Source organism: Sphingobacterium sp. Lzh-3, assembly GCF_046764375.1.
In the GTDB taxonomy this organism is placed as follows: Bacteria; Bacteroidota; Bacteroidia; order Sphingobacteriales; family Sphingobacteriaceae; genus Sphingobacterium.
Genome location: NZ_CP177226.1, coordinates 2,942,927 through 2,955,891, shown reverse-complemented (window position 1 = coordinate 2,955,891; position 12,965 = coordinate 2,942,927). Strand labels below are relative to the sequence as shown.

At 42.2% G+C, this 12,965-nt stretch carries 7 protein-coding genes; 2 read left to right on the top strand and 5 right to left on the bottom strand.

Going from position 1 to position 12,965, the window contains the following annotated elements; translation table 11 throughout:
- The first annotated feature begins 35 nt into the window (after window positions 1-35).
- The gene (locus tag ACLCDV_RS12220; RefSeq protein ID WP_411973833.1) at window positions 36-1,631 is read left to right on the top strand and encodes a sulfatase; all 1,596 of its coding nucleotides are present in this window, start codon (window positions 36-38) and stop codon (window positions 1,629-1,631) included.
- 12 nt (window positions 1,632-1,643) lie between these two features.
- Here ACLCDV_RS12220 and ACLCDV_RS12215 read toward each other — a convergent pair whose 3' ends face one another.
- The 5 genes from ACLCDV_RS12215 to ACLCDV_RS12195 all read right to left on the bottom strand — a co-directional run bounded on the left by ACLCDV_RS12215 (window position 1,644) and on the right by ACLCDV_RS12195 (window position 10,847).
- The gene (locus tag ACLCDV_RS12215; protein ID WP_411973832.1) at window positions 1,644-2,474 is read right to left on the bottom strand and encodes a GIY-YIG nuclease family protein; all 831 of its coding nucleotides are present in this window, start codon (window positions 2,472-2,474) and stop codon (window positions 1,644-1,646) included.
- A 182-nt stretch (window positions 2,475-2,656) separates the two neighbouring features.
- A complete protein-coding gene (locus ACLCDV_RS12210) occupies window positions 2,657-4,690 on the bottom strand; it encodes a heavy metal translocating P-type ATPase (RefSeq protein ID WP_411973831.1) in 2,034 nt (677 codons plus the stop codon).
- A gap of 34 nt (window positions 4,691-4,724) precedes the next feature.
- Entirely contained in the window at window positions 4,725-6,035 is a 1,311-nt protein-coding gene (locus tag ACLCDV_RS12205; RefSeq protein WP_411973830.1) for an efflux RND transporter periplasmic adaptor subunit, read from the bottom strand.
- Between the two features lie 7 nt (window positions 6,036-6,042).
- On the bottom strand, window positions 6,043-10,365 hold the full coding sequence (locus tag ACLCDV_RS12200) for a CusA/CzcA family heavy metal efflux RND transporter (RefSeq protein WP_411973829.1): 4,323 nt from the start codon (window positions 10,363-10,365) through the stop codon (window positions 6,043-6,045).
- A gap of 152 nt (window positions 10,366-10,517) precedes the next feature.
- The gene (locus tag ACLCDV_RS12195; RefSeq protein WP_411973828.1) at window positions 10,518-10,847 is read right to left on the bottom strand and encodes a DUF6660 family protein; all 330 of its coding nucleotides are present in this window, start codon (window positions 10,845-10,847) and stop codon (window positions 10,518-10,520) included.
- Between the two features lie 496 nt (window positions 10,848-11,343).
- Here ACLCDV_RS12195 and ACLCDV_RS12190 point away from each other — a divergent pair, with 496 nt between their 5' ends.
- Window positions 11,344-12,963 carry a hypothetical protein gene (locus tag ACLCDV_RS12190; protein ID WP_317666918.1) on the top strand — a complete coding sequence of 540 codons (1,620 nt, stop codon included), beginning with the start codon at window positions 11,344-11,346 and terminating at the stop codon, window positions 12,961-12,963.
- The last annotated feature ends 2 nt before the right edge of the window (window positions 12,964-12,965 follow it).

Below are 12,965 nucleotides of genomic sequence, written 5' to 3'. Positions count from 1 at the left end.
AAAGTCGTTCAGCATAACACATTCAAACCTTAACCATGAAACTGCATCATTATATACTTACTTTCACCCTGTACACACTTGTACCTTTTTGGGCATTGGCACAAAAAGGCCATGCAAAAAAGCATCCAAATATTGTATATATCATGAGTGATGATCATGGTTATCAAGCGATAAGCGCTTATGGTTACGGACTGAACGAAACGCCCAATATTGACAGATTAGCAAAAGAAGGTGCCATTTTCACACGTGCGACCGTGACAAATTCATTATGTGCACCCAGTCGGGCTGTACTCCTAACCGGGAAGCACAGTTATATGAATGGGAAAATTGATAACGAGGCAAAATTCAATTGGAATCAGGACAACTTTGCCAAGATTCTCCAAAAAAACGGGTATCAAACGGCATTAATCGGTAAAATCCATATGGATGGCCTACCCCAGGGATTTAACCACTCAGCGGTACTTATTGACCAAGGCGAATATTATAATCCAAACTTTATTATCAATGGTGTAAAACAACAAATACAAGGCTATGTATCGGATCTTACCACCGATATGACCCTAGATTGGATCGCTAAAAGAGATACCAGCAAACCTTTCTGTGTGCTCTATCATCAAAAAGCGCCACACCGAGAGTGGCTACCGGCTTTGCGACATCTTCAACAATATACGTCAAAAACCTACAAAGAACCGAATAATCTATTCGACACCTACGAAGGAAGAGGAACTGCTGCTAAAACCGCTGAAATGAATATCCTTAAACACATGAACTGGGCTGGTGACAACAAGATACCTCCTGCACTGATGGATGAATTGGGACTAAAAGAATATCTATCCTGGGATAAAGCTGCCTTCAATGGAAACCTAGGAAGAATGACTGCAGCGCAGCGCGCAACATGGGATTCCATCTACAACCCAATCATGGCAGAATTTAAGATGAAATATCGCAACATGTCCAAAGAAGACCTGATGCGCTGGCGATATCAACGCTATATGCAGGATTATCTGGGTACCGTTGCTGCGGTGGACGAAGGTGTCGGACGTCTATTGGAATTTTTGAAAGACAATGGACTCGACGAAAATACAATTGTCATTTACACCTCAGACCAAGGGTTCTATCTGGGTGAACATGGTTGGTTTGACAAGCGTTTTATGTATGAAGAATCACTCCGAACCCCCTTATTGATCCGCTATCCAGCAGAAATTAAAGCTGGCCAATCCTCAAAAGCACTTGTTCAGAATCTTGATTTTGCCCCCACAATCCTAGATTATGCAGGACTTGCAATCCCGAAAGATATGCAGGGAAAATCTTTTCGTGGTCTACTCAATGGAAAAGAAACACAATGGCGCGATGCCGTATATTACACCTATTATGAGTACCCATCCATTCATATGGTAAAACGACACTATGGAATTCGTACCGAAAGGTACAAACTGATCCATTTCTATTATGACAAAGATGAGTGGGAATTATACGATCTAGAGAACGATCCACAGGAAATGCAGAATGTATACAATGTACAAGCATACCAAAAGATACGTGAAGAAATGCATCATAAACTGGACGAAGCCCGAGCCTACTATAAAGATTCCGATGAGAACGACAAAAAGTTCTTACCGACGGTAAAATAATAATTTACTGGCTTAGTACACCACTAAATTATTGTTGTTAAAAACCGAAACAGGGTTGAGTTTGAAGTAACGTCTCAAGATACGTCTAACGTCTCTGTTTTCCGCTTTGAAGATGATGGCTTCTCGCTTTTTCTTTTCGCTATATACACGCTTATTGCAGTAGCCAAATCCTTTATACCGACCATCCAACAAGTAAACAAGTCCCTTTTCTTTGGGATTACGTCCTAAGAGCTCCAAAAATATCTCGCCCATCGGAAGCTCCGAAGAGGCTACAAATTCCTGCACTCTTCGATTATAGTCTTCTGGAAGCTCCTGCGCAATACATGCCCCTCTGCAGGTCTTCAACATATATTGAAAACAATGTTTCGTATACGTCTGTAATTTGTTTATTTTTTGGCAGAGCTGATAAGCTTCCACAATATTGAATAATTGCTCGCGCCCCTCCTGGTAACTCGAAAAGGTCATCAGCTCTTCTCGCTCGGGATCAAGCGCCTCAACTTGAAGAACTTGATAGCCCGATGGGTTCACTGCTAGATAAAGGCCAAATCCGTAGTAGGTTCGACGCTGCGCCCGATTATAATAGGGTTGATATTTTTTGATCAGGTCAGATTCATGCAATAGCGCTAGTAATTCATGACCTGTCAGTTCAAATCCAACTCTGCAGGCTGCTCCTTGGATTTTGCGTTCCTTAAAATCTGTGCTTCTAAAATGCTGCAATAACCTATTTCTAATATCGATACTCTTGCCGACATAAATTAGCGCGTCATGCTTATCATAAATATAATATACGCCGACTGCAGAGGGTACTCCTTCAAGCAATTCGGCAATTTGCTCTTTCGTCATCACTTTAACTCCAGGTAATACCTTACAAAGGTAATTTAAAAAATAGGCTATTCACTTCGTGGACCTACACGCTCAAATATACTAATATTTTTAGTATTTTAAATAATAGCGAATAAAAATAGGAATACACCCGCCCTTCATTTCGTCCAATGAAAAGGGCGGGTGTAAGTTAGCGCCAGTTGTTAAAATTTCATTTTTTGAATTCTAATGGCATTCAATATCGCAATTAACGATACGCCAACATCGGCAAATACAGCCTCCCACATTGTTGCCAAACCTCCAGCTCCAAGAATCAACACGATTCCTTTGACTATAAAAGCAAGGCCAATATTCTGATAAACAACTTTTTTCGTTTGTTTCCCAATGCGAATGGCCATTGGAATCTTCGAAGGTTTGTCATCCTGTATCACGACATCTGCTGTCTCGATCGTCGCATCACTGCCCAGTCCACCCATCGCTATTCCAACATCACTCAGTGCAACAACCGGAGCATCGTTAACACCGTCACCAACAAAAGCAACAGATTCGTTTACCCCCTTTATTCCCTTGACCTTATTCACTTTATCTTCCGGAAGCAGGTCGCCATAGGCCCGATCTATTCCAAGTTCCTTGGCAACATAGGCGACTACCGTCGTCTTATCCCCGCTCAACATCGTTGCTTTTACACCGAGTTTATGCAGTAGCTGAATTGTAAGCGCGGCATCTGCTTTAATGCTATCAGCGATGGTCATGAATCCTATAAATTTACCGTCCAACGCGATGGCAATGGTCGTATATACGATACTATTCGGATCGATATCATAGGCTACATTAAATTTGTCCAGCAATTTAAAGTTACCCACCAGCAACTCTTTGCTTTCAGTAATTCCTTTTAATCCATGTCCGGCGATTTCTTCTATATTATGGAGATTAATAGACTCGTCGATCGCACCTGCATATTCCCTAATCGCTGTTGCAACTGGATGGCTACTGTGGCTCTCTATTTTATTGACGAGCTTTAAAATTCTTACCTCGTCGTAACCAGCCTGTAGCTTAATTTCCTGCACCTTAAAAACGCCGGCAGTCATTGTTCCGGTTTTATCCATCACCACATGCCGGATATCTGCCATCGCATCCAAAAAATTACTGCCTTTAAAAAGTATACCATTTCTACTCGCGGCACCGATTCCACCAAAATACCCCAAAGGGATTGAGATCACGAGTGCACAGGGACAGGAAATCACTAAAAATACGAGTGCTCTATACAACCAGTCGCTAAATACATATTGATCGACAAACAAGTAAGGCAGGAAGCAAATTCCAATAGCCAAAAACACAACAATTGGGGTATATATCTTAGCAAATTTGCGGATAAACAGTTCCGTAGGTGCTTTTTGAGCTGTTGCGTTCTGTACAAGCTCAAGGATTTTACTCAGTTTGCTATCTTGATAAGCTGTTGTCACCCGAATTAGGCTCACCGTGTTCATATTAATCATTCCTGCCAGCACAACATCACCTTTCATTTTTGTGTCTGGCTTGCTCTCGCCAGTCAGCGCAGCAGTATTAAATGCGCCTTGTTCAGAAAGCAATTCACCATCGAGCCCGAGCTTTTCGCCAGGTTTCAGCTGAACAATCGCTCCGATACCTGCGTCTGCGGCTTTGATTACTTTGCTCTTTCCATTCTCCAAAATGGTCACTTCATCCGGACGCTGATCCAGTAGTGCCTTAATATTACTTTTAGCTCTACTCACCGCCAAGGTCTGAAATACCTCGCCTACGGCGTAAAATAACATCACCGCTACAGCTTCTGGGTATTCTTTGATCGCAAAAGCTCCTATCGTAGCGATACTCATTAAAAGAAACTCCGAAAAGACTTCCCCTTTAGCAATACTCTTTAGGGCATCTCTGATTACAGGATACCCAACAGGTAGATAAGATACGATATACCAGCCCGAACGAACCCAATCCTTAAACCATGTTTGTGCAATCCAATTATCCATCGCTATTGCCGCAATGAGCAAAATAAAAGAAATTAGCGCGGGTAGAAATAACTGCATCTGACTAGCCCCTGCCGTTGAGTGATCGTGACCGTCCTCATCATGGCTATGATCATGACTATGACTGGAAGCCGGAGCTTTCCCAATAAGGTCTTCAGCTCCCGCCTGACTATATATTTTTTCTGTCTGTGTACAACAAAGCTGTCTGCCTTGTGCATCATAACTATGTTGATGTTCCATAACTTGCTTTGATTATCTTAACAAATACTGTCAATTAATGTTCGTGCCCACCTGTATTGCTCATTTTAGCATTGATAAAAAAGGCACCCTTTATAACAATTTTCGTTCCGGCAGGAACTTCGGTAACCGGGGTAATCGCCGTATATCCCAAAGCAGACACGCCTTTTTGAATCTCTATTTTTTCAAAATTGATGTTTTTAGCCTGTTCTTCGCCATGCAGCCCAGCTTCTTGCTCATTTTTATGCGCATGTTTTGCTTCACCTTCATCGTGCGCATGCCCGTGATCGTCGTGCCCTTCTTCATGCTCCTCAGGTTTCTTGTCTGTCTCCACAAAAATATAATACTTGCCGTCAGCCTCCACGATTGCGTCATTCGGAACAGCCGGAGTCCGTACATTATTGACACCGATAATACCCGTGATGTTCATCCCATCAATCAAGCCCACTTTGCTGCCTACAACCGTACTGTGCACAGCAATGGTCTTGCTATCATTTTCAAAGGAAGATCCAATTGTAAAAACTTTTGCGGTATAGGTCTTATCCGGGTTGTTGGTCAGTTGAAAGTTGATGAGCTGTCCGACTTTAACCAAAGGTAGATCCTTTTCAAACACCTGCAGATCTAAATGCAACAGACTATTGTCGACAATCTCGATCACTGGCGAAGAGACATCTACATAACTCCCAATTTTCGCAAAAACATTACTTACTGTTCCATTGATTGGGCTTGTTACGGCTAATGAGGTCCGCATATTAGAAAGATTCACGCTATTGGGATTAATGCCCATCAATTGGATCTGTTGTTGCAAGGAGGCCTTTCGAGCCCGTAAACTGTTGAAGTCTGCTGTTGCTGCCTGCAGATTTTTCCGTGCACCCGCATTACCTTCATTGAGTTCCTGTTGCCTTGCCATTTCTTGTTCAGCTAAGGTAATCTTACTTGCAAGGGATACATATTCCTCCTGCAACTGTACAAACTGGGGGTTGGTGATCGTAGCGATCACCTGCCCCTTGCGCACCTGGTCACCCAGCTGCACGTTTAATGTCTTTACAACACCACCGTAAAGCGCCGTTGCATTCGCTTTATTGTTATTGGGGACACTTAAAAGTCCATTGGCCTTGATTGTAGCCGTTAGTTCCTTCTCTTCAATACCTCCAAAAACGATGCCCACAGCTTTTATTTGCGCAGCACTCAGTGCCGCTACAGTAACCGGACCTTCCTCATGCCCCGCTTCGGATTTAGGCGCTTCCTTTCCCTCCGGTTGACCTTTAGGCTCCGACTCATTAGAACCGCAACCGTAAAAAACAGTAACGGCTATACATACGATAAATATCTTTATGAAAACTTTCATTGCTGACTTATTTGTTATTGAAGTAATTATATTGAATTGCTGATTGATTATACTGATTGAGGACTTCCAAATAATTCTGGCGAATCCCAATGGCCTGACTTAAAAATTGACTTAATTCAGCAAAATTGATCTCCCCTGTCCTATAACCCAAACTAGCCGCCTTAATGATGGCATCAGCTTGTTTTAAACCCGAAGACTCGTAAAATTGTAGTAACGCACTATTCTTGTCAATTTCAGCAAGTGCATTCCCTTTATTTGTCTGGAATACCTGCGTCTCATATTCCAACTTACGCTGTTGAACTTCCATTTCAGCGTTGGCAGCCTTCACTTTACTTTTATACGCGCCTAGGCTAAAGACCGGAAAAGTTGCGGAGACCGAAAATCCCGATAAGGGATCCTTGGCTCCCCAAACACGTTGGGAGAAAAAACGACCCGAGAACTCAGGCTTATTTGTATTTTTCTGAACACTGATATTTGATGAAGCGATATTTACATTTTGCTGCTGCAAAACAAGTAAAGGATGGGCTGTTTCCGTAGCTGGACTGGCGTTCACGACGATCTTCTCCAAGGGCTGATCCAAAGGGAGCATCCACTCGTTACGGTCCAACAAGAGCATAAGTTGTTGTTGCTGAATAACAATGTCCTTTTTGTTTTGAAAAAGCTGCGCCTGCAGTTCCTTCAGTTTTGCCTCCGCTGCGATCTTGTCCAGCGCAGCCACGTCACCCGTTCTAAAGCGAAGTTCAGTTGCTTTGAACATGGCTGTATAGATGCTATCCAGCTCTATATACAGCTTTTGGCGATCCTGGAGATACCAAAGTTGAAAATAGGCTGTCCTTACGTCTTTGGTAATTGCAGTTTTTAATACATCCGTATTTAAATTCGCATATTTTAGTTGCTGTTTAAAATACTCTTTACGCGCGGCATAGAGCCCGGGCCAGGCAATACTTTGTGTTATACCAATTTTCAATAAGCCGGCCTTATCCGTAGGACGGTAATCTTCATTTTCTGAAAAAATACCGGTCTTGGGAATTTCGGTCGCCGTTTTAACATTGAAACCAGCGCCTACGATTTCAGCCTGGTTGATCTGAAACTGACGATTGCTCTTCAGCGCAGTTTCCACAGCTTCTGTAACAGAAATGCGCTCTTGGCCAAACACCTGAGATGCCAAGGCCATAAATAAGAAAGCAAGTACTGTAACAAAGGTCTTAACACCCCTACTTCGTTTCATATTCAATTTAGAATTAAAGATTATATACAATAAGGGCAGCACAAACAACGTCAGGAAAGTTGCCGTTATCAATCCGCCAATAACAACCGTTGCCAAAGGTTTCTGAACCTCAGCACCAGCACTTGTACTTATTGCCATCGGTAAAAAGCCCAGGGAGGCCACTGTCGCTGTCATTAGTACAGGACGTAAACGGGTCAAAGTACCCTCTTTAACACGTCGAAAAATATCATCGACACCCTCTTTTTTCAACTGATTGAATGTCCCAATTAAAACGATACCGTTGAGTACGGCCACACCAAACAAGGCGATAAAACCGATACCGGCACTAATACTGAAAGGCATGCCGCGCAACATCAATGCAAATACGCCGCCAATAGCACTCATAGGAATGGCAGTAAAAATTAGCGTGGCTTGCTTAAAGGAATGGAACGTGAAATACAACAGCATAAAAATAAGCAATAAGGAAACTGGCACAGCAATCAGCAGGCGCGAACTCGCTTTTTGCAAATTCTCGAACTGACCTCCGTAGGTGAAATAATAACCCGCGGGAAGTTTTACATTTGTAGCCAATTGCTGCTGGATATCCTTTACTACGGTTTGAACATCACGTCCTGCCACATTAAATCCAATCACAATTCTTCGTTTACCAGCTTCGCGACTGATTTGGGCCGGCCCCAATTTATAATCAATGGCAGCAACCTGAGAAAGCGGGATCTGCGTACCCGTATCTGTAGGAATCATCAGATTACGAACGTCATCAATACTGTTTCGGTGCGTTGTATCTAACCTGACGACCAGATCAAAGCGACGTTCATTTTCATAGATCTGTCCCGTACTCCGACCGGCAAAGGCCGTACTCACCACATCATTGACGTCCTGAATTGTCAATCCATAATTTGCGATACGGGTGCGGTCATAAACGATATTGATTTGCGGGAGACCGGATACACGCTCCACCTGTGGAGAAGTTACCCCTTGAACAGATTGAATCTGAGCAGCAACCACATTGGCGTAAGCGGCTAGTGAATCAATGTTTTCACCGAAGATCTTTACAGCAACATCCTGACGGATACCCGTCATTAACTCATTGAAACGCATTTGAATAGGTTGATTTTTTTCGAAGAAGACACCCGGAATTACTGCTAGCTTCTCCAGAATAGCGCTCCCCAGTTCTTCATAAGAACGGCCCGACTTCCACTCTTTTTGAGGCTTCAATACCACCATAATATCTGTGGCTTCCGGTGGCATAGGGTCCGTTGGCACCTCCGCAGCTCCTGTTTTACCGACAACCATCTTCACTTCATCAAACTCTTTGATAATCCGGGAAGCCTGCATAGAGGTTTCAATACTTTGCGAAAGCGAGCTTCCCTGAGGAAGTATACAATGGAATGCATAATCGCCTTCCTGCAATTGTGGAATAAACTCGCCACCCATGTTCTTGAAAAAGAAGGCCGACAAAGCAAAAATGGCAACAGTTAAACTCACGATTAGGTATTTAAACCGAATGGCTTTCTGTAATAAAGGCGCATAAATACGTTGCAGTCCCGCAATCATCCGGTCACTCAACGTTTTCTTGTCGCTGTGTTTTTTCGGCAGGAACAGAGCACACATCATGGGGATATAGGTTAACGAGAGAATCAATGCGCCGAAAATGGCAAACCCAACTGTTTGTGCCATTGGACGAAACATTTTCCCTTCAACACCCACTAATGTTAAAATTGGAATATAGACAATAAGAATAATAATCTCACCAAAGGCAGCACTGGTACGGATCTTTGAAGCGGATTCAAATACCTCATGGTCCATTTCGGCCTGGGTCAATTTCCCGGTTGACTTTCGTAAGCCTAAATGGTGTAGCGTAGCTTCCACCACAATGACGGCCCCGTCCACAATCAAACCGAAATCTATCGCACCCAAACTCATTAAATTGGCGCTTACGCCGAAGACGTTCATCAATCCAAGTGCAAACAGCAGCGCCAGTGGAATTGCCGAAGCAACGATAAGACCTGCCCGCAAGTTCCCAAGAAATAATACCAGGACAAAAATTACAATCAGGGCACCTTCAATCAGATTTTTTTCAACGGTACTGATCGCACGTCCAACAAGGTCTGTCCGGTCCAAATAGGGCTCTATAACCACATCATCAGGCAAAGACTTTTGGATAGTCGGTAGTTTTTCTTTCACACGATTGACCACCTCATTGCTGTTTTCACCCTTTAGCATCATGACGACACCACCCACAGCATCTACCTCACCATTGTATGTCAAGGCTCCATAACGCACAGCATGACCAAACCGTACATCTGCAACATCTTTTACATAAATCGGTATAGACCCTGATTTTCGGATAGCGATATTTCTGACATCTTCCAAAGAGGTCGCCAGTCCAATCCCCCGGATAAAGTATGCATTCGGTTTTTTATCAATATAGGCACCACCTGTATTTTGATTGTTTTTCTCTAAGGCGGTAAATAGCTCTGGGATCGTGATATTCATAGCCTTAAGTCTATTCGGATCAACAGCTACTTCATATTGTTTAAGCTCACCACCGAAACTATTGACCTCGGCAATTCCAGGAGTTCCGTAAAGTTGACGAGCAACAATCCAATCTTGCATGGTTCGCAAATCTTTTGCGTTGTATTTCTTTTCGCTTCCCTTTTTGGGATGGATAATATATTGATACACTTCTCCCAATCCGGTACTTACTGGAGCCAGCTCAGGTTTACCAATACCCTGTGGAATCTGATCCACCGCTTCTTTTAAACGCTCACCGATCAGCTGACGGGCAAAATAGATATCTACGTCATCGTCAAAAACAACGGTAATGACAGAAAGCCCGAAGCGTGAAATACTCCTGATCTCCTCAATTTTGGGTACAGTTGCAATACTTTGCTCAATTGGAAAAGTCACCAATTGCTCGACTTCCTGTCCGGCAAGAGTTGGACAAGAGGTAAAGATCTGGACTTGATTATTGGTAATATCGGGAACGGCATCTATGGGTAGTTTCGTCGCACTCCATGCCCCCCAAATGATAAGCAACAAGGTCATTAAACCGATAACGATCTTGTTCTTAATGCTAAATTTTATAATATGATCTAACACAATATACGTGATTAATGCTTAAATAATAGCTCGTTAGAATAGCTTCATCGCTTCTCGTAATAAAATACAACAAGCGGATTCCGAGCACAAAGCTGAATAAAGAACAGCATAGCACGCTCCATCAGATTTGTTTTTAGAATTTTTACGAAAAATTAAGCATTAACTTTTGGCGGCTGCCAGATGCTTCCAAAATAACTGGAAACAATCGCTGTATTGCGGATAGGATTACGATTATCAAAATAAATTGATACCGGGACACCATCTATTTGCGGAAATTGATAGGCATAAGCCGTTATATTTCCACTGCAACAATTGCAATAGCAGAAAATAGAACAGGCATCAGATGCATCATCACTATGGTTATGCGTTTGGTTTAATAGTGTTTCCATAGCAGTCTGCTCACAGCGATTGCTAGAATCACTGCAGGGAACAAAAGAAAGTCCCATAATATAGGCTATCAATATGAAAACAATTAACCTCATGAATACACAAATGTAAAAAAAAATAAATTAAAATTTCCTAGCCCCGGAAATCTATGGGTTCGCATCAGCTCCAGTGCCTACTATAGAATAAAGAGACAGGCGCTCTCAACCGAGCGTTTTTTTTGTTCCCTAGGTCTCACAAAACCGCACAATCCTACACAGCACTACTACCTGACATACGCATTAATTATAAGTAAATTATTATTCAAATAAAACGAATTATAATTAACAGAAAAACGACAAAAACATGTTCAAACAGCATTTTACCCACAAAACAACACTATTGTAGATATTTCTCTACAAGAAATATAAGATAACATAAATACAGGATATTAAGTAAAATGCTATTTATATAATTGCATCGATAAAAAACAAAAGCAACAAAAAAAGCAATGGTATACCATATTTTAAATACAAATCGGCATACAACTGCAAGAGTTTTTGCGGTACAAATCAACAACGAAATCAAATAATCAAAAATCAATAACAAAACAAAATGTCAATTAACATGAATCTAATCCCCCATCGCCGACTGACAAACCTGTTCATGCTAGGCTGCAGTGCTTTTGCACTTAGCCTCTACTCATGTAACAAAAGTGGAGAAAACACCACATTAACAGGAGAAACTGTCGTTAAAATCAATCTATCGGGCGTAGAAGCTTACAATGAAACAGACAACAATGCTGTTCAAAAGCAAGCATCTGCAAACGCTTCGCATTCATCAAGCAATGCACCTGATGTACAGGAAATGACTGTACCGTTAGAAAACGGAGGCTCGGTTGACGTTGTCCTAACAAACAATTCAGCGGTTACAAAAAGCCTCGTTGCTTCATCCACCCCCAAACTAGCGGCTGTCCAAACACAAGAGAAGCCATTGGACAAAAACGTCAAGTATAAAGTTGTTGTCTATGACAACCAAGGAGCTTATGTAACAGAAAAGGATTATAGCTACGGTGAGGAAGCTACTGCCGCAGGCATCGCTCTTGACGCTGGAAAATCATATACGTTCATTGCTTATTCGATCAATAGCACAACAGTATTACCGGGTATTAACAATCGAAATACACTGTCCGAAGCCAGCTTAAACAACATAAGTGACGACTTAATGTATTACACAGGCACATTAACGTTAAAAAATGGTGTAAACAATTTAAATGTTGTATTAAAACACAGATTTAGCCAAATCACCACAACATTGACCATGGATCCAAGTATGACCGGAGCCATCACTCAAATCGGGACTGCAGTATTAAAACCTAGTCACAGTAGTGCAAATTTGAAATTTTCAGACCAAACACTAATATACAATGGCTTGAACAACGCCGGTGTGACTACGCAATTCCCGGCTTTAGGAAATGGCTTACGTACTGTAATTAGTAACCCAGCGCTATTGATCCACCCCACAACCAGCAACGGAACATTGATGCTCGGCAGTCTAACCCTTGATGGTGAGACCAAAACAAACATCACCATTCCAAATGTTAAGATCAATCCCGGACAAAAATACGATCTGAAACTTAACTTCAGAACCTGTACACAAGATGTAACCAGCAATGGTTTGGACTGGAGCTATCCAGCAACAACATCGGGTGGCAAAACCGGTATTATGAAAGACGGTAAGTTCTATGCCAATGGAACTGCCATTGACAGAAGCTTTACCGCTCCAGCAGCAGACTATGGTTTTGTTTTCGACATCACCGAACTGGACAATGCATTCAATCTGGAAGTAAATGGTGTCAAATTAGCAAAACAGGAAATTCAATTTCAATCAAATGCGGTTGCCTCTACGCAAAATATCCAATTTTTCGACGGGAGCAAATATGCAGGTAACAATATCGAAACGGGCAAAAGAATTGACGAAGTGTACAACATGAAAGGTACCAGTACAAACCCGCTGGTTAAGGTCGTGATTAGCAGAACTGGCCAAGTTACCATGTTTGGTAGCAAAACATCCGGCGGTCCTTTATACGAACTTAAACTCGTGAATGGCAACAGCTTCAACACATTCCCTTGGAGTGCAACTCAAAGTAATGTCGTGAAAGTAACCCAACTTGTTGATGGACGTACTATTATCAAGGGTGTAGGTGCTGGAAAGAAAAAAATCCCTTGCCAATAATC

Excerpts from the sequence above, each read along its gene's own strand:
- ACLCDV_RS12190 (WP_317666918.1), top strand. The coding sequence starts at position 11,344 with ATGTCAATTAACATGAATCTAATCCCCCATCGCCGACTGACAAACCTG.
- ACLCDV_RS12220 (WP_411973833.1), top strand. The coding sequence starts at position 36 with ATGAAACTGCATCATTATATACTTACTTTCACCCTGTACACACTTGTA.
- ACLCDV_RS12215 (WP_411973832.1), bottom strand. The coding sequence starts at position 2,474 with ATGACGAAAGAGCAAATTGCCGAATTGCTTGAAGGAGTACCCTCTGCA.
- ACLCDV_RS12195 (WP_411973828.1), bottom strand. The coding sequence starts at position 10,847 with ATGAGGTTAATTGTTTTCATATTGATAGCCTATATTATGGGACTTTCT.
- ACLCDV_RS12205 (WP_411973830.1), bottom strand. The coding sequence starts at position 6,035 with ATGAAAGTTTTCATAAAGATATTTATCGTATGTATAGCCGTTACTGTT.
- ACLCDV_RS12210 (WP_411973831.1), bottom strand. The coding sequence starts at position 4,690 with ATGGAACATCAACATAGTTATGATGCACAAGGCAGACAGCTTTGTTGT.